General features: G+C 64.3%; 19 protein-coding genes. 3 read left to right on the top strand and 16 right to left on the bottom strand.

Translation table 11 applies throughout. The features are described 5' to 3' along the window. Positions 1-3: 3 nt before the first annotated feature. From pgsA to PYR64_RS05905, 5 genes are all read right to left on the bottom strand, one after another. On the bottom strand, positions 4-606 hold the full coding sequence (pgsA, locus tag PYR64_RS05925; protein WP_039240608.1) for a CDP-diacylglycerol--glycerol-3-phosphate 3-phosphatidyltransferase: 603 nt from the start codon (positions 604-606) through the stop codon (positions 4-6). Positions 607-645: 39 nt separating this feature from the next. Next, entirely contained in the window at positions 646-3,510 is a 2,865-nt protein-coding gene (locus tag PYR64_RS05920; protein WP_275778871.1) for a DNA translocase FtsK, read from the bottom strand. A 75-nt stretch (positions 3,511-3,585) separates the two neighbouring features. Beyond that, positions 3,586-5,277: a ribonuclease J gene (locus PYR64_RS05915; protein WP_018779068.1), complete on the bottom strand. Its 1,692-nt coding sequence runs from the start codon at positions 5,275-5,277 to the stop codon at positions 3,586-3,588. A 6-nt stretch (positions 5,278-5,283) separates the two neighbouring features. Next, positions 5,284-6,216: a 4-hydroxy-tetrahydrodipicolinate synthase gene (dapA, locus tag PYR64_RS05910; RefSeq protein WP_018779067.1), complete on the bottom strand. Its 933-nt coding sequence runs from the start codon at positions 6,214-6,216 to the stop codon at positions 5,284-5,286. A gap of 79 nt (positions 6,217-6,295) precedes the next feature. After that, a complete protein-coding gene (locus PYR64_RS05905) occupies positions 6,296-6,631 on the bottom strand; it encodes a hypothetical protein (RefSeq protein WP_026267342.1) in 336 nt (111 codons plus the stop codon). Positions 6,632-6,738: 107 nt separating this feature from the next. Between PYR64_RS05905 and PYR64_RS05900 the strand changes: the two genes are divergently transcribed. Next, entirely contained in the window at positions 6,739-7,974 is a 1,236-nt protein-coding gene (locus PYR64_RS05900; protein WP_275778868.1) for a heparan-alpha-glucosaminide N-acetyltransferase domain-containing protein, read from the top strand. On the opposite strand, the gene PYR64_RS05895 is transcribed toward PYR64_RS05900, so the two are convergent. The 9 genes from PYR64_RS05895 to PYR64_RS05855 are packed head-to-tail and all read right to left on the bottom strand — an operon-like array spanning position 7,950 to position 15,567. Continuing rightward, positions 7,950-8,438 (bottom strand): hypothetical protein, encoded by a 489-nt coding sequence (locus PYR64_RS05895; RefSeq protein ID WP_018779064.1) that lies wholly within the window; start codon positions 8,436-8,438, stop codon positions 7,950-7,952. The genes PYR64_RS05900 and PYR64_RS05895 overlap by 25 nt on opposite strands. A gap of 3 nt (positions 8,439-8,441) precedes the next feature. Further along, complete coding sequence (gene dapB, locus PYR64_RS05890) at positions 8,442-9,200, bottom strand: 4-hydroxy-tetrahydrodipicolinate reductase (protein ID WP_018779063.1); 759 nt, start codon at positions 9,198-9,200, stop codon at positions 8,442-8,444. Positions 9,201-9,251: 51 nt separating this feature from the next. After that, positions 9,252-9,707: a molybdenum cofactor biosynthesis protein MoaE gene (locus PYR64_RS05885; RefSeq protein ID WP_018779062.1), complete on the bottom strand. Its 456-nt coding sequence runs from the start codon at positions 9,705-9,707 to the stop codon at positions 9,252-9,254. Continuing rightward, positions 9,697-10,200, bottom strand: coding sequence for a MogA/MoaB family molybdenum cofactor biosynthesis protein (locus PYR64_RS05880; RefSeq protein ID WP_275778865.1), 504 nt, complete (start codon positions 10,198-10,200; stop codon positions 9,697-9,699). Before PYR64_RS05880 ends, PYR64_RS05885 begins: the two co-directional genes overlap by 11 nt. Beyond that, positions 10,197-10,733: a cyclic pyranopterin monophosphate synthase MoaC gene (gene moaC, locus PYR64_RS05875; protein WP_018779060.1), complete on the bottom strand. Its 537-nt coding sequence runs from the start codon at positions 10,731-10,733 to the stop codon at positions 10,197-10,199. Before moaC ends, PYR64_RS05880 begins: the two co-directional genes overlap by 4 nt. After that, positions 10,721-11,944, bottom strand: coding sequence for a gephyrin-like molybdotransferase Glp (glp, locus tag PYR64_RS05870; RefSeq protein ID WP_275779898.1), 1,224 nt, complete (start codon positions 11,942-11,944; stop codon positions 10,721-10,723). Before glp ends, moaC begins: the two co-directional genes overlap by 13 nt. A 56-nt stretch (positions 11,945-12,000) precedes the next feature. Continuing rightward, positions 12,001-13,590, bottom strand: a complete 1,590-nt coding sequence (locus PYR64_RS05865) for a molybdopterin-dependent oxidoreductase (protein WP_275778863.1) — start codon at positions 13,588-13,590, stop codon at positions 12,001-12,003. Beyond that, positions 13,587-14,831, bottom strand: a complete 1,245-nt coding sequence (locus PYR64_RS05860; RefSeq protein ID WP_275778861.1) for a HAMP domain-containing sensor histidine kinase — start codon at positions 14,829-14,831, stop codon at positions 13,587-13,589. Before PYR64_RS05860 ends, PYR64_RS05865 begins: the two co-directional genes overlap by 4 nt. Continuing rightward, entirely contained in the window at positions 14,821-15,567 is a 747-nt protein-coding gene (locus PYR64_RS05855; protein ID WP_275778859.1) for a response regulator transcription factor, read from the bottom strand. Before PYR64_RS05855 ends, PYR64_RS05860 begins: the two co-directional genes overlap by 11 nt. Before the next feature lie 157 nt (positions 15,568-15,724). Between PYR64_RS05855 and moaA the strand changes: the two genes are divergently transcribed. After that, a complete protein-coding gene (gene moaA / locus PYR64_RS05850) occupies positions 15,725-16,840 on the top strand; it encodes a GTP 3',8-cyclase MoaA (protein ID WP_275779896.1) in 1,116 nt (371 codons plus the stop codon). 4 nt (positions 16,841-16,844) lie between these two features. Continuing rightward, complete coding sequence (locus tag PYR64_RS05845; RefSeq protein WP_018779054.1) at positions 16,845-17,111, top strand: MoaD/ThiS family protein; 267 nt, start codon at positions 16,845-16,847, stop codon at positions 17,109-17,111. On the opposite strand, the gene PYR64_RS05840 is transcribed toward PYR64_RS05845, so the two are convergent. Together PYR64_RS05840 and PYR64_RS05835 are read right to left on the bottom strand one after the other, a co-directional pair. Then, a complete protein-coding gene (locus PYR64_RS05840; protein ID WP_275779895.1) occupies positions 17,108-17,584 on the bottom strand; it encodes a DUF1579 family protein in 477 nt (158 codons plus the stop codon). The two genes, PYR64_RS05845 and PYR64_RS05840, sit on opposite strands and share 4 nt — an antisense overlap. Positions 17,585-17,685: 101 nt before the next feature. After that, positions 17,686-19,029: a pitrilysin family protein gene (locus tag PYR64_RS05835; protein WP_018779052.1), complete on the bottom strand. Its 1,344-nt coding sequence runs from the start codon at positions 19,027-19,029 to the stop codon at positions 17,686-17,688. Positions 19,030-19,057: the final 28 nt, after the last annotated feature.

The raw sequence follows: 19,057 nt of genomic DNA, 5'->3' as shown, positions 1-19,057 counted from the left end.
ACTTCACGCGCGACGTCCCGCTGCGCGCAGCCGCATGGCCTGGATGACATATTCGACGCCGGTCCACAACGTAATGGCGAGGGCAACCATCATGACCAGGAAAGCGACGGCGCCCAGCCATGGGGCGATCGCCTGGAGGGGAAGGATGTACAGGAAGATCGCCACTGTTTGTACGACGGTCTTGAGCTTGCCGCCACGGGAAGCGGGCATGACCCCGTACCGGATCACAACGAAGCGCAGTGCCGTGATGCCCCATTCACGGACCAGGATGAGAATGGTGACCCACCAGGGCAACTCCCCCAGGATGGACAGGAGCACCAACGCTGAGCCGATGAGCAGTTTGTCGGCAATGGGGTCCGCGATTTTGCCGAAGTTGGTAATAAGGCCGCGCGCCCGGGCGATGTCGCCGTCGAGCTTGTCGGTGTAGATCGCTACAGCGAAGGCAACCACCGCCGCCCAGCGCCAGATCCCGTACGCGCCGTTATCGGCCAGCAGGAACCAGACGAAGAACGGCACCAGGACGATGCGCAGCATCGTGAGGATGTTGGGCAGGTTCCAGATATCGGAACTGCTGGAGGTCGCGTTATCACCCTCGGCTGTAGTCACCCCTCTAGGCTACCGTCTTTGCGGCGGCCGCTTTGGGGGCTAACGTCCTGTGAGCGACCAGGCGTCTTCGCCGCCCTCGTCGTCGTCATCCGGGCCGTCCGCGCCGTCGTAGTACTCAACAGCCTGGGTCCGGTTGTCCAGGTCCGCCTGCACCAGGTCTTCGGCATAACCGCCGACGGCGATGTTCGAGTTCGCGTTGTCGCTCAGGGCGGCCGTGTGGGCATCAGGGGTGGACGGTGACTCCTGGCCCTTCATCGCAGCAAGTACAGCGGCGAGGTCATCGGGCTTTACCAGGACATCGCGGGCCTTGGAACCTTCGGACGGGCCCACGACGCCGCGGGATTCCAAGAGGTCCATCAGTCGTCCGGCCTTGGCGAAGCCGACGCGCAGCTTGCGCTGCAGCATGGACGTCGAACCGAACTGCGTGGTGACCACCAGCTCCGTAGCCTGGAGCAGGACCTCGAGGTCGTCTCCGATGTCGTCGTCGATCTGCTTCTTGGGAGCCTCGGCTGCGACGTCGTCACGGTAGACGGCCTGCAACTGGCCCTTGACGTGCTCAACGACCTTGTGGATCTCGGACTCGGTCACCCAGGCACCCTGGACACGCATGGCCTTCGAAGCGCCCATGGGCAGGAACAGTGCGTCACCTTGGCCGATGAGCTTCTCGGCGCCTGGCTGGTCCAGGACCACGCGGGAATCCGTCACGGACGAGGTGGCGAACGCCATGCGGGACGGCACGTTGGCCTTGATGAGGCCCGTGACGACGTCCACGGATGGACGCTGGGTGGCCAGCACCAGGTGGATACCGGCGGCACGGGCCAGCTGGGTGATACGGACAATCGAGTCTTCGACGTCACGCGGTGCCACCATCATGAGGTCCGCGAGTTCGTCCACGATGACCAGCAGGTAGGGGTAGGGCTTGATGACGCGCTTGGAATCGACCGGCGGCGTGACCTTGCCCGCACGGACGGCCTTGTTGAAGTCATCAATGTGCTTGTAGCCGTAGTTGGCGAGGTCGTCGTAGCGGGCGTCCATTTCCCGGACCACCCATTGGAGGGCCTCTGCGGCCTTCTTCGGGTTGGTGATGATTGGCGTGATGAGGTGCGGGACGCCCTCGTAGGCGGTGAGTTCCACACGCTTGGGGTCCACCATGACCATGCGGACTTCATCCGGCGTTGCGCGCATGAGGATGGAGGTGATCATGGAGTTCACGAAGCTCGACTTACCTGCACCGGTAGCACCGGCGACCAGGAGGTGGGGCATTTTGGCGAGGTTGGCCACGACGTAGCCGCCCTCAACGTCCTTGCCCACGCCCATGACCATCGGGTGGTCGGTACGGCGGGCATTCTGGCTCCGGAGGACATCACCCAGGGACACCGTCTCGCGGTCGGTGTTCGGGATCTCGATGCCGATCGCGGACTTGCCCGGGATGGGGCTCAGGATGCGGACATCACTGGAAGCCACGGCATAGGAGATGTTCTTGGACAGCGCCGTGACGCGTTCCACCTTGGTGCCGGGAGAGAGCTCAATCTCGTAGCGGGTCACGGTGGGACCACGGCTGAAGCCGGTCACCGCGGCGTCGACGTTGAACTGCGTGAGGGTGTCCGTCAGCGCGGCGACGACGGCGTCGTTGGCTTCCGTGCGCTCCTTCGGAATGGAGCCCGGCGTCAGGTAGTCGGAGGCAGGCAGTGTATAGGTGACATCACCGGCCAGTGACAACTGCTCCGTACGCTGCGGAATCGGCGTGGGCGGAGGCGGAGGTGTTGCGGGCCGCGCCGGCACCTGGGCCGCCACGGGAGCCGTCATTTCCGGGGTCAGGACGGGAATGGCTTCCGTGGGGTTGTCGATCCCGGGGTTTGCGCCCGCGAGGCCTTGGGCGGCCTTGATCTTCTCCACGGCAATTTCCGCTTGCGTGGGGCGCCGGACACCCGGCGGAACACGCGGTGCGGATGCGGCGGGGGTTTCGTCGTCGTCGACTATTGCGTGTTCGAAGGCTTCGTCACCGACGTAACCTTCGAGGCCGGCGTCAGGTTCTTCATCCTTGCCGAAGAGGCGCATGCGCTTCTTCTTCTTCGGCGGCGCGGACGAGGAGCCGTTGCCGTAGAGGTAGCTTCGGTCGTGGTCGTCCTTGCCGGAGTTGTCCATGAGGTCAACGCCCATGAGGTGTTCGTAGGCACCCCGGATCCGGGCGGGAATGGCACCGAAGGGGGTTGCCGTGACGATCAGCAAGGAAACAAAGGCCAGGAGACTGTAGATGATGACCGGAACAGCGACATGGATGGCGGCAAGTGGAGCCGCGGCGAGGAATCCCAGCATGCCGCCCGCACGGCGCAGGCCGTCGAAGCCATCGGCGACGGTGGGCTGACCCCCAATGACCTGGGCAAGTCCGGAGCCGGCCAGCGTCATGATCATGAATCCGATGCCCACGCGGTTGTTTCCGCGGCCATCCTGGGGCTTGCGGAACAAGCGGAAGGCGCAGACGAAGAGCATGAAAGGCAGGATCAGGGACATCCAGCCGAAGGTCCCGTTGACCACGCTGTACACGATGTCCGGGAGCCAACCGGTGAGGCCCCACCAGGCAAAAGTAGCGATCGCGATGCCCAGCACCAGGTTGAACAGCGCTGCCCCGTCCCGGCGGTCCGCGGGGTCGAGGTCGCTGACATCGTGGCCGATCCGGCGCACGCCGGCACCCACCACGTGCCCGATGCCCTGCCAGGCACCGGACAGCATGCGAAGCGGAAGCGGAGCCTGGGGCTCGACGGCGGCTGCTTGCTTGGTGCGGGCAGTGCTTCCCCGCCCGCTTTTGCTGGCGGAGCTGGTTTTGGATGCGGCTCCGCCCCGGCCTGTGCCGCCGGATTTATTGCTGGAGCTGCCTCGTGGCGCGGAGGTAGTACGGGTCGCCATACGTGCCACGGTACCGCAAGGGGGTCTGAAATCCGCGGATTTCAGACCCCCTTGGGTATTCATGTTGCTGGCGGACTAGGCCTCCAGGACCACCGGGATGATCATGGGACGGCGGCGAAGCTTGCGGTTGACCCACGTGCCGATGATCCTGCGAACCACTTGCTGCAACTGGTGGTTCGTGTGGTCTGTGTGATTCAGCACAGCCTCTTCGAGTGCGGCGTTGATCTTCGGGATGATCTCGTCGAAGACCGAGTCGTCTTCAGCGACGCCACGGGCGTGGATCTCCGGTCCGGACACGATTTTGCCGGTGGTGCGGCTGATGACCGTGATGACGGAAATGAAGCCTTCGTCGCCGAGGACGCGGCGGTCCTTCAGGTCTGCGTCAGTGATTTCGCCAACGCTCGAACCATCCACGTAGACGAAGCCCACCTCCACTTGGCCCACAATGTTCGCCACGTGGTCCTTGAGGTCGATCACGGTGCCGTTATCGCTGAGGATGATGCCATCCGACGGCACGCCTGATTCCAGGGCAATGTTCCCGTTGGCGATCAGGTGGCGCGTTTCACCGTGCACCGGCATGGCGTTGAGCGGCTCAAGGATGTTGTAGCAATAGAGCAACTCCCCCGCCGCCGCGTGACCGGAGACGTGGACCTTGGCCGTGCCCTTGTGGATGACGTCGGCTCCGAGCTTGAGGAGACCGTTGATGATGCGGAATACGGCGTTCTCGTTGCCGGGGATGAGGCTGGACGCCAGGATGACGGTATCGCCCTTGCCGACAATCACCCGGTGGTCGCCGTTGGCCATGCGCGAAAGGGCTGCCATCGGTTCACCCTGGGACCCCGTGGACATGAGGACCACGCGATCGTCCGGCATGTTGTCGATGTTCTTGATGTCCACCAGGATGCCGTCAGGCACCTCCAGGTAACCAAGCTTGGCGGCGATGGCCATGTTCCGCACCATGGAGCGGCCCACGAAGGCGACCTTGCGTCCGTGCTTTGCTGCTGCATCGAGTACCTGCTGGACACGGTGCACATGGGAGGAGAAGGAAGCCACAATGATGCGCTTCTTTGCCTGCCCGAAGAGTCGGTCCAGTGTAGGTCCGATTTCCTTCTCTGCCGTGGTGAAGCCAGGCACGTCGGCGTTGGTGGAGTCGGCCATGAAGAGGTCGACTCCTTCCTCACCGAGGCGGGCAAAGTGCCGGAGGTCCGTGATGCGGCCATCCAACGGCAACTGGTCCATCTTGAAGTCACCGGTATGGAGGACGTTGCCCCCTTCAGTACGGATAAAGACGGCCAAGGCATCCGGAATGGAGTGGTTGACGGCAACGAATTCACACTCGAAGGGACCGAACTGCTCCACCTGGCCCTCCGTGACGGTGAGCGTGTAAGGCTTGATCCGGTGCTCCTGCAGCTTCGCTTCCACCAGCGCAAGGGTGAGCTGGGAACCGATCAGCGGAATGTCGGCCTTGAGGCGCAGCAGGTAGGGAACCGCGCCAATGTGGTCCTCGTGGCCGTGGGTGAGGACAACCCCGACCACGTCCTCCAGCCGGTTCTCGATGTAGGAGAAATCGGGCAGGATCAGATCAACGCCGGGCTGCGTCTCCTCGGGGAAAAGTACCCCACAGTCGACTATGAGCAGCTTGCCGTCGATCTCGAAGACCGCCATGTTGCGGCCGATCTCTCCCAGTCCACCGAGCGGAACGATCCGCAGCGTGCCTTTCGGCAGTTTCGGCGGCGTAACCAGTCCGGGAAGGGCGGTTTGGGTCATATTGTGCTACTTTCCGGCGGAACCATCCTGGACGGTGAAGTCCATTCCGGCTTCCGCCAAATCCCCGCGGATGATTTCGATCTCGGCCGCGTCCGGCTCCACGAGGGGCAAACGGACAACCGAGTTGGGCAGGACTCCCTGCCACTTGAGAATCTGCTTGGCGGCTACTGCGCCTTGGACCCGGGTCATGGTTCCACGAACCACCGGCTCCAGTTCAAAGTTGATGGACCGCGCCGTAGCGAGGTCGTTGTTGTTGACGGCGTCGATCAGCTCGCGGAAGCGGCGCGTAGCCACGTGGGTGGTGACGCCGACCAGTCCGACGGCGCCGAGAGCCATCCACTGGAGGGTCAGGCCGTCATCGCCGGAGTAGAAAAGAAGGTCGGTCTCAGCCATGACGCGGGTAGCGGCAGCGAAATCAGCCTTCGCATCCTTGACGGCCACAATGTTCTGGTGCTTGGCCAGTTCGATCATGGTCTCCGGCGCAATGGCGATGGAGGACCGTCCGGGAATGTCATAGAGCATCACCGGCAAGTCGGTAGCCGAGGCAATGGTCTCGAAGTGGGCGCGCACACCAGCCTGGCTTGGCTTGTTGTAGTAAGGGGTCACGATCAGGAGACCATCGACGCCCAACTCGGCAGCGCGCTGCGAAAGGTGCACTGAGTGGGCAGTGTCGTTGGTGCCCGTGCCGGCGATAATGGCAGCCTTGCCACCGACGGCTTCCTTGACAGCCCGGAACATGCCCAGGTTTTCGTCGTCCGTGAGGGTGGACGTCTCTCCGGTGGTGCCTGTAACCACCAGTCCATCGCAGCCATCCTGGACAAGCTTTTCTGCCAGTGCCGCGGCTTGGTCGTAGTCCACCTTGCCGTCGTCGGTGAACGGGGTGACCATGGCGGTCAGCAGGGTACCAAGGGCGGGAATGGGCGCGCGAACGTCAGACATAGGAAAAACGTTACCCTGTCACGGCCTCGTTACAAGAATGGGTATCGCGTGACGGTCCTCATGCGCGTTGCCGCGAAGGCTATGCGACCCCGGGTGTGCGGGCACGCTGACCCGAGCAGTACTGCCCTACGGCGCGCTCTTTGAGTTGTTCTGCCCAGGCGACCAAACGCTGCGAGGCCCGCACGTACTCGAACAGTTCCAGGGGCGTCAGCGATTCCACATCCGTTTCAAACAAGCGGCGGGCCAGTTCAGCACCCGGAGCCTGCTCCGCGAGCACCGTACCCTCGCGGCGCCATTGCGTGTCTTCGGGAGGTTCGCCGGCCACGAGCTGCCGGAAAAGGAAGTCGACAACTCCCGGACTCATCGCTTTCATGGGGCCGCCCATGCCGTCCGGCCGCTCTGGAACTTCATTCATGCCGCCATATTATTCGAACATATATTCGAACACAAGGGCGCGGGCCGGGAACGTCCCGGCAGCCGTCACTCACCGGTCGCGGGACCCGGCTGTGAGACGATCGCTGCATGACTTCGCAAGAGACGGCGCCTCCGCGAAAAACACGGGGTCAACGCGCGGCTCCCACCCGGTTGACCGGCATCGACGCAGCCAGGGGGGCTGCCCTCCTTGGCATGATGGCCACGCACCTGATGCCGACATTCGGCCCGGCACCCCAATGGGAGCCAACAATGGTGGGCTTGGTGTTCTCGGGGCGGTCCGCTGCGCTGTTCGCGGTACTGGCCGGAATCGGCCTTGCACTGTCCACCGGCAAGCAGGATCCCCGCAGCGGAAAGGAGCTTTGGTCCGCGAGGGCCGGCGTGGCAATGCGCGCGGTGGTGATCGCCGTCGTCGGACTTGCGTTGGGAGGGCTGGACGTCAACGTCGCGGTGATCCTGGTCCACTACGCGATGCTGTTCCTGTGCATCCTGCCGTTCCTCGGCTTGCGGCTCAAAGCCCTTTGCTTCTGGGCGGCTGGGTGGATCCTTGTTTCACCCGTTCTCGCGTTCCTGGTCCGCCCCGTGCTGCTTGACGGGAACCCGCCGCTGCAGCTGGGGCACAACCCCGGCTGGGAAGATCTGGAAACCCCCGGCCGTCTGCTCGCCGATCTGTTCTTCACTGGGTACTACCCGGTGTTCCAGTGGATCTCCTACCTTCTTGTCGGCCTGGTCATCGGGCGGCTGGCACTGACGACGGCGGCCGTCCAGCTGATGCTGCTGACATCCGGACTCGTCGTGGCCGGCATGGCGAAGATATGCGGCGTGCTGGCCATGGAGGTATGGGGCGGCCGGGCAGCCCTGTCGGCGCTTCCCGGCACCAGGGGCTATCCCCTGGAGAGCATGCTCCAGGTCAATCTCACCGGGCTCCAGCAAGTGGACTCGTGGTGGTGGTTGGCTACGGCCTCACCGCATGCGGGCACCACGCTGGACTTGTTGCACACCAGTGGCGTTGCCGCCGGCGTCGTTGGGATTTTCCTGATGCTTGGCAGGCTCGCCGAACGCATCAAGGTCAATTTCCTGCTGGTGCTCAGCGGACCAGGCGCCATGACCTTGAGCCTGTATTCAGCACACGTATGGCTCGTCTCGGGCTTCACCAACCAACCGCTTCCCGCCGGGTGGACCGCCGAAGGCATGTACTGGACGCAGGCGCTCGGAGCCATCGGCATCGGCGTGTGTTTCGCCTTGCTCCGGCGGCGTGGACCGCTTGAATGGGCTGCCCACATGGCATCGAGGCTGGGCAGCTACCGTCCGGCCGCGGTGGGCTGAGAGCGGAACAGCTTCACGGCGTCGCGCATGGATGCGCGCGCACGTTTGCGGTCACCGGAAGCGTCGTAGGCACAGCTCAGCCTGAACCAGGAACGCCAATCCTCCGGCGCAGCCTCGGCCTCGGCACGGTATTTTTCAAATTCGGCGTCGGCGGCGGCGCGAACGATCCGTCCGCCCGGGGTCCGGGGCAGGGTGTCCTCCGGCAGTCCACCCTCGGCTTCGAGCACCTTGGCCATCTGCTCTGTCCGGGCGCCAAAAAGCAGCTCGCGGATCATGGCCCAGGCGCCAATGACCGGAAGCACCAGGTAAGCCGCTCCGATGCCCTTGGCCACCAGGTTGGGATCACCGAGAAGCAGGAAGGACCGCTGGACCGAGACCACCAGGTACAACACCAAAAGCAAGGTGATGGCACCTACCCAGATTTTGGTGCGGTTCTTCTTCAGGGCTGCCAGGAAATTTCCCACGTCCTAGAGCCCCAGGTCCAAGTAGCCGTCCAAGCCGACCGTCAGGCCGGGATTTGCTGCCACTTTCCGCAGCCCCAGCAAGACTCCGGGCATGAAGGACGCCCGGTCGAAGGAGTCATGGCGCAGCGTCAACTGTTCGCCGGGTCCGCCGAAGAGTACTTCCTGGTGGGCCACCAGGCCGCGGAGCCGGACGCTGTGCACACGGATTCCGTCCACGTCGCAGCCCCGGGCACCGTCCAGCGAGGTTTCAGTGGCGTCCGGGCTTGCCGGCACTCCTGCCTCCTGCCGGGCTTCGGCGATGAGCTGGGCTGTGCGTACCGCCGTACCCGAGGGGGCATCCACCTTGTCGGGGTGGTGCAGTTCGATGACTTCCACGGATTCAAAGTACTGGGAAGCCTTGGCCGCGAAAGCGGACGCCAGCACTGAGCCCAGGGCAAAATTCGGGGCAATCAGGACACCTGTGTCCGGCTTCTGCTCCAGCAGCGCCCGCAGGGATTCCAGTCTGTCCGCATTCCAACCGGTGGTACCCACAACAGCGTGGATTCCGTGCTCAACTGCGAACCGGACGTTGGTTTCGGTGATATCCGGAACGGTGAGGTCAACAACGTACTGTGCACCGGCGTCGAGCAGTTTCTCCAGCGAATCACCACGGCCGAGCGCTGCCACGAGCGTCATGTCCCCTGCTGCTTCAATGGCCTTGACGGCTTCGATTCCCATGCGCCCATTGGCGCCTAGCACAGCAACAGCAAGTTGTTCGGTCATACCTTTAACCCTACCGCCGGGCAGGACCCGGGAAGGAACCGTGACAGCTTCCTACTCCCCCGCACCCACCCATTCAACGGTGCCGTCGGAGAAGAACTGTTCCTTCCAGATGGGGACCTGCTCCTTGACCCGGTCCACGAGTTCCGAGCAAACAGCGAACGCCTGTCCACGGTGGGCAGCTGCAACCGCACACACCAGCGCGGGATCACCAATCTCCAGCGTGCCTATCCTGTGGGCAGCCCAGATACGGACCGGCTGGTCAGCCTCGCCCGAGTGCTCTGCGACGAGCCGGGCCACGACCTCGGACATGACCTGATGCGCTGTGGGATGGGCGCTGTAGCTCAACCGGTCCACTGCCTTGCCGCCGTCGTGGTTGCGCACAACGCCGCTGAAGCTGACGACCGCGCCGGCAGTGTCCGATTCCACTGCACTGATGGCCTGGTCCACCGAGATCGGCTCGGAACTGAGGACAGCGCTGACAACTTCGAAGTCTGTTTCAGTGCCCATGGCTTCCTTCCAATTGCTCGCAGAGATGCCCGATCACAGGGTCAAGGACGGCCAGTCCGTCCATGACTCCCTTGGGAGATCCCGGCAGGTTGATGATGAATGTCTTTCCCGCAACGCCCGCGTGGCCACGGCTCAGCATCGCCATGGGGGTCTTGGCGGCGCCTGCGCGGCGGAGGCCCTCCATGATGCCGGGTATCTCCCGGTCCAGCAGCGGAAGCGTCATTTCCGGTGTGTGGTCGTCCGGGCTGAGGCCCGTTCCCCCGCTGGTGATGATGACGGCCGGTTCCTGGGTCAGCAATGCCCTCAGGGCGGCACCCACGGCTTCACCGTCCGGGACCACCATGGTGGGGAAGGTGTCGAAGCCGTGCTCTTTGAGCCAGTCGAGAATGATAGGACCTGTCTCATCGGAGTAGATCCCGGCGGCAGCCCGGGTGGAGGCAATCACGACGCCGGCCTTCCGGGGGCCGTGTGCGTTCGGCTCGCATGCGCTCATGCCCTTGCCTCCGGCCTGGAGTCCCCGGAGACGTCCCAGCTTCCGCTCTTGCCACCGCTCTTGGACAGCACCCGGATGTCGTCCAGGACGGCATGTTTGTCCACGGCCTTGATCATGTCGTAGACACTCAGGGCGGCAACGGAGGCCGCCGTCAACGCTTCCATTTCGACGCCGGTCACGCCCCGGGTCTTGACCGTGGCAAGGATCCCCACGGAATCCGTACCCAGCTCAAAGTCCACCGTGACCTTGGAAATGGGCAAAGGATGGCACAGCGGGATCAGTTCAGGTGTTTTCTTTGCAGCCATGATGCCGGCAACGCGTGCTACTGCGAGCGCATCGCCCTTGGGCAGTTCGCCGGCGCCCAGCAGGGCCAGGACTTCGGAGGTGGAGCGGACCGTGGCCGTGGCGGTGGCTTCGCGGGTGGTGACGGCTTTTTCGGAGACATCCACCATCTGAGCAGTGCCGTCCTGCCTCAGGTGGGTCAGGCCTGTGGGGCCTGCCGGGGATTCGGGAGTGTGGTTCACAACATCCATACTTCCACTTCGTCTCCTTCGGCGAGTTCCGTGACGTCCTCGGGGATCTGCACCAAGGCATTGGCGCGGGCCAGGGCATGGACCAGATGGGAGCCGGCACCACCTTCCATGCGGACAACGCCATCCACGACGGTTCCACGGCGCACCTGATGCTTGCCCTGCGGGGAGGTAAGGCCTTCGGCCAGGTGTGCCCTCAGCGCGGGCCTGGGCGAGGGGGCGCCGGCAACCTGTGAAAGGGCGGGGCGGAGGAACATTTCGAAGGAGACCAGGCAACTGACGGGATTGCCCGGGAAGCCGATGAAAGGGGTTCCTTCGAAAGTGCCCAGTCCCTGTGGTCCGCCAGGTTGCATGGCGACGTGGAGGAATTCCACCGGCTGCCCGGTCATGGCCAGGCGTACGACTTCGTAAGCCCCTTTGCTCACTCCCCCGGTGGAAACGATCATGTCCACCGGTTTGTCCGGGTCCGCGAGGTGCTGCCTCAGGACTGCGAGCAGGCCCTCGGGTTGGTCGTCCGAGATACCGGTGCGGACTACGTCGAGGCCGGCTTGCCGCATGGAGGCTTCCAGGAGTGTTCCATTGGAGTCGTAGATCTTCCCGGCTGTCAGTTCGGTTCCCGGTTCCAGGACCTCATCGCCCGTCGTGACCAGGAGGACACGCCAGGGCTGCCGGATCTCCACGTCGACAAGGCCGAGCGCTGCCAGCAGCCCCAGCTGGCTTGGGCCCAGCAGCGTGCCGGCGGCAAGCGCCAAGGTTCCCTTGCCGATGTCGCTGCCGCTATCACGCACGTACGTCCCGGGCTCGACCGTTGGCAGCTCCACCTCCGCGTCGACGTCCGTGGGCGCCGGAAAGGTGCCGGGCGTCGCCTTCTCAATAGGTACGACGGCGTCCGCTCCCTCCGGCATCATGGCTCCGGTCATGATCGGAGCGGCATGGCCCGGCTTCAGGGCTTCCGGCGCGGCACCCGCCGGAACGGGCGCCGCTACGGGGAGCTTCGCACCGCCGTCGGGGATGTCTGCTGAACGGACGGCAAAGCCGTCCATTTGGGAGTTGGCGAAGGGCGGGAGGGACAAGGGTGCGTGGAGGTCGACGGCGAGCACCCTTCCGAGTGCGTCCATCAACGGAAGCCGGTGCGTGCCTTTCCTTGCGGCGGCTGTTGTCAGCAATTCCGCGATTGCCTGGCGGTGGGCTGCAACGGATCTGGGCACGGATATCCTCCTGGGGGCACATTGGCTTCCGGCTACGATCCGGACGTTCCCAGCGTAGATCCTCAGGCCACTTTCACGGTGATGGTGTGATAACCCGTGGCGCCGTCGGGGGCCACAGGGGCTTTGTCTTCGGTTTGCGGTTGGCCGCTTGCGTCAGTGGCCCGGACCTGGACTTCGTAGTCGCCAGGTTGGAGGTCAATGCCGATCTGCCATTGGTACCAGGTGTCGGTGGAGATGGCGCCGGCGAGTTGTGCCTTCTGCCAGGCGCCTCGGTTGACCCGCAGTTCGACGCGTTCAATGCCACGATGTTGGGCCCAGGCAACCCCGCCGAATTGGACCTTTCCAGGCTGGACCGTCCGTCCGCTGCGTGGGACGTCAATGCGCGATTGCGTTTTGATGGGTCCGTGGTCGCTCCACCCCCGGGGTGTCCAGTACGCGGTATCGTCCGCGAAACGGGTGACTTTGAGTTCGGTCAACCATTTTGTGGCTGAGACGAACCCGTAAAGTCCAGGCACAATCATCCGGACCGGGAACCCGTGTTCCAAAGGCAACGGCTCCCCGTTCATTCCCACGGCCAGCAAGGCGTCACGGTCGTCGGTGAGCGCCTCCAGAGGCGTGCTGGCGGTCCAGCCGTCGTTGCTGGTGGACAGCACCATGTCCGCACCGGCTTTCGGGCCGGCCATGGCCAGCAGTTCGCGCACCGGCCACCCCAGCCACAGCGCGTTGCCGATGAGGTCGCCACCAACGTTGTTGGAAACGCAGGCGATGGTGATGTGGCGTTCAGTCATGGGTTTGGCCAAGAGGTCGGCAAAGTCCAGTTCGATGTCGCGTTCGACCATTCCGGTGACTTTCAGCTTCCACGACCGAGGATCGATGGCCGGGACAGTCAGGGCCGTGTCGATCCTGTAGAAGTCCGCGTTCGGCGTCACCAGCGGGCTGATGCCCGGCACGCTCAAGGACGCGCCGGCGGGAACGGTTTGCGGCGGCGTTGTGGGTGCCGGCAGTGCCAGCGAGCTTCTGAACCCGGCAGCCACAGCGGTCGCCCGGGTGAGGATGGCGGTGACGGTCCCTCCGACCGTCGCTGCCAGGGCAGTTCCGGACAGGGCGTTGAGGAAGCTCCTCCTGGCGAGAGGCGCCCGCCCGGCAGCGTCCCCGCCCGCGGTGCTCCCGCGCGGAATCCAGGCATCCAGCCTCCGAACGAGCATCCGCAGGAGCAGCATGGTGACAACTGCGGCCACGATCGGTGCCAGCGCTGCCTGCGGGCCGGCTTGGGCACGGGTGACGACGGCGGTAAGTCCCGCCACGCCCGCCAGGCCGGCAAGTGCCAGGCCCAGTCCGGGCCGCCGGCGTTCCAGGATGCCGGCGAGCGCGGCCAGGAATCCTGCGACCACCACGATGGAGGCCACCAGGACGACTTTGTCGGCCGTTCCGAAAAGTTGCACGGCCAGATCCTTCACCGCGGGCGGGACGGCGTCTATCACTGCGCCGCCGAGGGCCGTCACCGGAGAAACCAGCGGGCTGAGGAATCCTGCCGTCAGCTCTCCCGCGGCAATCCCGGCGGCTCCGGCAGCGAGTCCGGCGGCAGGTGCCCACAACCGGGCTCCGCCGGCGGGACGTCCGGTTTTCGTTTGCTTGACTGCCGGCGCGCTCATGATGTGCCTCCAGGGCCCTCGTTTGTTTCAGTGGTTTCCAGCGGCCCGGGCTTTGGCGAAGCCGGAGCGGGCGATGGCTCCGGAAGCGAACCGGCCGGAAGTTTCAGGGCGAAGCGGCAGCCGCCGTCGACGTTGCGGACCGTCACTGATCCCCCGTGCGCCTTGACGATGCCCGCCACCATGCTGAGCCCGATGCCGGCACCGCTGTAACTTCCCTGCAGGGACCCCTGGGTGCCCCGGGCGGGGTCTTTCTGCCAACCCGTTTCGAACAGGTGCGGAAGGTCCTCCTCCGGAATGCCGCCGCAGTGGTCCTGGACGGCAATGACAGCGTTTCCGTTGTCCCGCCCGACACTGACGTGGACGTCGGTCTCCGGCCGGCTGTAAATGATCGCATTGAGGAGGATGTTCCTCACGGCCCTGGCCAGGCTGGGTCCGTCCGCCACGGCCATGCACTCACGGTCACCACCGCCGTCGAGCCTGATGCCCCGTTTCGCTGCCAACGGAGCCAGGTCCGAGAGGGCATCGCTGACGAGGTCGTACAGGTCCAGCGCTTCAGCGCGCAGATGCAACGTCCCGGCCTGGATCTTGGAAAGCTCCAGGAGGTCGTTGACCATGGCAGTCATCTGCTCGGTCTGCCCGATGATCTTCCGGTAATAGCCCTGCACATCCGAGGCCATGCCGTCTTCGAGGGCCTCGGTCATGGCACGCATGCTGGCAAGGGGCGTTCGAAGATCATGGGAAATCCAGGACACCAGTTCGCGCCGTGCCGTCTCGATGGCGGCTTCCCGTTCCCGGGATTCGGCGAGGCTCCTGCTGCTGGCTTCCAGTTCCTGTTCAAGCGCAGCTAGCTCCGATGTCATGGCAGGGGCCGCCCTCCTGCCCCCAGGCCCGGAGGTCTCCAGCGTTTCGCCACGGCCTATCCTGCGGGCGGCCTCCACCAGCCGGGCAGCGTTCCTGGACACCCCCGCGCCGAGCACCAAAGACAGCGCTATAGCCACGGCCGATGCCATCGCCAGGATGTACCACATCACTTCGAGGTCCCTGGCAGAGATGAACATCGCGTTGAAGGCGCTGACCATCCCGGCCACCAGCACAGCCACGGTGGCTACCACCACCAAGCAGATCCGGACCAGTACCGAGGCCCGCCGAAGCAACCTCAACAGGAGCAGCGTTGCAGCACCGATCAGGACTGCCCAGAAGAGTACCCACGCAAGGATGGTCCAGAGCTCGCTACCCTCCATGGACGGCTTCCGCCTTTCCCTCCGTGGGAACGTCAAAGCGGTAGCCGATGCCCCACACGGTCTTGAGGAGTTCCGGCTTGGTGGGATTTGTTTCGATCTTCTCGCGCAGCCGCCGGACGTGGACCGTCACCGTGGAAAGGTCTCCGAAGTCCCATCCCCACACGGCTTTGATGAGTTCTTCACGGCTGAACACCTGGTTGGGCCTGCGCATCAGGAAGGCCAGGAGGTCGAATTCACGGGCCGTCAAAGCCAGCGGTGAACCAAGCATGGTGACAGTCCGGGACGCGGGGTCAAGCTCCAGGCCTGCCGATTGGACCGCTGGTTCCGGCGTATGGTCCTTGATGCTGCGCCGCAGTACCGACTTGACGCGCAGTACCAGTTCCCGGGGAGAAAACGGCTTGGTGACGTAATCGTCAGCTCCCATCTCCAATCCCAGGATCCGGTCGTCTTCGGTTCCCAAGGCCGTGACCATGATGACCGGCACGCTCATGGTTTGGCGTAACCGCCGGCATACTTCAACCCCGTCCAGTCCCGGCAGCATACGGTCCAGGATGACCAGATCCGGTGTGCGGGCCGTGGCCACTTCCAAGGCCGTGAAGCCATCGCCCGCAGTGTCCACTTGGAAGCCCGCCCTCACCAGGTAGTCGCGGACGACAGCGGCAATGGTCTCTTCGTCTTCGACCAGGAGGATGCGCCGGTTTCCGGGCTCCGCTGACGATGCCGTATTTGTGGTCACGCTCTCAGCATAAGTTTGCCAGGGGTGCCCGGCACCCGATTCCGCCCCTCCCGGGCGAACCGTACGGATTCCGTAAGAACTGAAGACTGTAACGGGTATCACTGATCAGGGTGCGGTGGCGTAGCCTGAATTTATGAGTGTTCAGTTGGGCATGCCGATGCCCCCTTCCAGCAGTGCCGCAGGCAGCACGGAAAGCGGTGGGCAAACACCGCCGCCCCGCCCTGCCGGAACGCCTGCCGGTTTGTGGGATCAGTATGGTCGTCGGGCCACTGACATGCGTCTTTCCCTGACCGACAAATGCAATCTGCGGTGCACGTACTGCATGCCTGCCGAGGGCCTCGACTGGCTTTCCAAGCAAGCTGTCATGACCCGGGATGAGATCGTCCGGATAGTACGCATCGGCGTCACCGCCCTGGGCGTGCGGGAACTTCGCCTCACCGGCGGCGAACCCCTGGTCCGCGCCGACCTCACAGACATTATTTCCGGCATCCGCAGCGAACATCCGGATCTTCCCATCTCCATGACCACCAACGGTGTGGGGTTGGACAAGAAAGCTGCTGCCCTGAAGGCTGCCGGCCTGAACCGGATCAACGTCTCCCTCGATTCCCTGCATGAGGAGACCTTCACCAAACTCACCCGTCGTCCGTTCCTGGACAGGGTCCTGGCCGGTGTGGATGCTGCCTGGGCGGCCGGCCTGGGTCCGGTCAAGCTCAACGCCGTGCTCATGCGTGGCATCAACGACGCCGAGTCCCCGGACCTCCTTGCCTGGGCATTGGGCCGCGGCTACGAACTCCGCTTCATCGAGCAGATGCCACTCGACGCCGACCACGGCTGGACCCGACGCAACATGATCACGGCCGCGGAGATCCGGGAGCTCCTGTCCCGGGACTTCGTGTTGTCCAACGACCCCCGTGAACGGGACGGCGCTCCAGCAGAGCGGTTTGAAGTACGACGCCGGGACACGGCTTCGGGGGATGCCTCCGGTCCCGTTCTGGGCACCGTTGGCATCATCGCCTCCGTCACCGAGCCGTTCTGCTCGGACTGCCGCCGCACGCGCATCACCGCAGAGGGCAAGATCATGAGCTGTCTGTTCTCCCGTGAAGAGTTCGACCTCCTGGGGCTGCTTCGCAGCGGGGCTACGGATACCGAGCTCGCCGGCCGTTGGCAGGACGCCATGTGGATCAAGCCCAAGGCCCATGGCATGGACCACACCGGTCTCGGCGCAGCGGACTTCGTCCAGCCGGACCGCAGCATGAGCGCAATCGGAGGCTGAAAACTTGTTGGTCCGTTACTTCGCTGCCGCGCGTGCGGCAGCAGGCGTCGAAGAAGAACTCCACGCCCTCCCGGAAGGCACGAGTCTGGAGGGGCTCCTGGAGGCCGCCCTCGCCGTCGAACGTCCGGCACCTCCGGAAGGTACGCCGACGCTGGCGAGGATAGTGGCACGCAGCAGTTTCCTCCGCAACGAAGTGGCCGTCCGTGACCACTCCGTGCCGCTGGGCACGGAAGACGTCATTGACGTGCTTCCGCCTTTCGCCGGAGGCTAAGCTCCCGGTCCAGGGCTCTTCCGGAACACGCTCTTCAACAGTGGGCTGAAACCGCTGTGTCCTTCCAGCCGCAAGTCAGCGGTGTGCACCAGGACGCCGTCTTCAACGCGGAAGGTGTGCCTGGCCACGCCGTCGGCCGTGCGCCTGTCCAGGGTCAGGACTCCCCCGCTCCAGGTTCCCCTCACGGGAGCGGCCGGGCCCTTGCCCATGCTGTCCACGTAGTACCACAGGGTGTCTCCGTGGTCGCGGTCGACCGTGAACATGCCATGCCCTTCGAAATGGGTGCCGTCGGGCTCACGGTGCCTGTAGCTCTGGACCACTGCGTGGCCGCCGGCGGCCTTGGTGAACACCACTTCGGCCTCAGCCGTCCGTGCAGTCCCCCAGGGTGAAGAGGCAATCTCCGTAATGCCCCGCCAATGACCGATGAAATCCCGCAGAATATCCGCGGCATGAGCGGTTGCGGGCAGGTCCATCTCGTCTCCAAAGTCCACGGGGGCAGCATCACCTTGTGTGATCATGCTGCCCTGCCGATGCCGGCTGCGTCCAGAGACTTCGGACCCGGATAGGGTCCGCGTCAGAGACCGAAGGTTTCCGATTCCTCGAAGGGGCCAACCACGGTGATGGTGCGGGGAGCCCCGGCCAGTTCGCGGGCAAGGTCGCGGACCTCTTCCACGGTGACTGCCTGGATGCGGGCCAATGTCTCGTCGATGTCCTGGAATTCGCCGGACACCAGCTCTGCCCGGCCCAACCGGGACATCCTGGAGCCTGTATCCTCAAGCGCCAGAACAATCCCGCCGCTGAGCTGGCCCACAGCCTTCCGAAGTTCGTCCTCCGTGATGCCATCCTCAGCCAGCTTGTCCAGCTCCACACCCAGCAGTTCCACCACCTGGCGGACCTTGGAGGGTGTGCAACCGGCATACATCCCGAAGTACCCGGCGTCGGCGTAGGCGGCAGTGAACGAGTACGTCGAGTAGACCAAGCCGCGCTTTTCGCGGATCTCCTGGAACAATCGTGAGGACATGCCTCCACCGAGGACGGCGTTGAGAACACTCATGACAAAGCGCCGGTCATCGGTGGCAACGATCGTGGGGCAGCCCATGATGATGTTTGCCTGTTCCACGGGGCGCTTGACCACGTGCAGCCCTGACGTCCCTGTGATGACTGCCCTGCCGGTCCCCCGCCGGTTCACCGGAGCAGAGTCGGAATCAAGCTTCCACCCGGCGGCGGTGAGGGCGTCGAGGACCAGCCCGCAGACGACGTCGTGGTCCAGTCCCCCTGCAGCGGTGATGACCAGTTCTTCGGGCCGGTAGTAGCGCTGGTAGTGCTCCCACACGGAATCGCGGGCCACGGCTTTGATGGCTTCGGGCGTTCCGCCGATGGGGCGCGCCAACGGGTGGTCACCCAGGACAGCGGCCACAAACTTCTCATGCGCCACATCCGTCGGGTCATCGCTGTCCATGGCGATTTCCTCGAGGATAACGTCGCGTTCCTGCTCCAGCTCCGCAGGGTCCAGGACCGCTCCGGTGATCATGTCCGCGATGACATCAATAGCCATGGGCAGATCGGTGTCCAGTACCCGGGCAAAGTAGCAGGTGCTTTCCTTTGCCGTTGCAGCATTGGACTCGCCGCCTACTTCATCAAACGCTGAGGCAATTTCCAATGCAGTGCGGCGTTTGGTGCCCTTGAAAAGGAGGTGCTCAAGGAAGTGTGTTGATCCGTGCTGGCCTTCTGCCTCATCACGGGAACCGACTGCCACCCAGAATCCAATAGTGGCCGATCGCTGGCCCGGCATCGCCTCGGTCAGGACGCGGACGCCCCCGGGAAGAACAGAACGCCGGACAACGGAACCGCCCTCGGCACCATGGATCAATTCGCCGCCAGGAAGTGTTTGCTCCAACGGCAAGGGTACGACAGTCATTAAAGCCTTTCAGGTTAAGGCCGGAAGG

This window comes from Paenarthrobacter sp. Y-19, assembly GCF_029223985.1.
GTDB classification, from domain to species: domain Bacteria; phylum Actinomycetota; class Actinomycetes; order Actinomycetales; family Micrococcaceae; genus Arthrobacter; species Arthrobacter nicotinovorans.
Note: the sequence above shows the minus strand (reverse complement) of the source record. Positions and strands in the feature narration are given on the sequence as shown.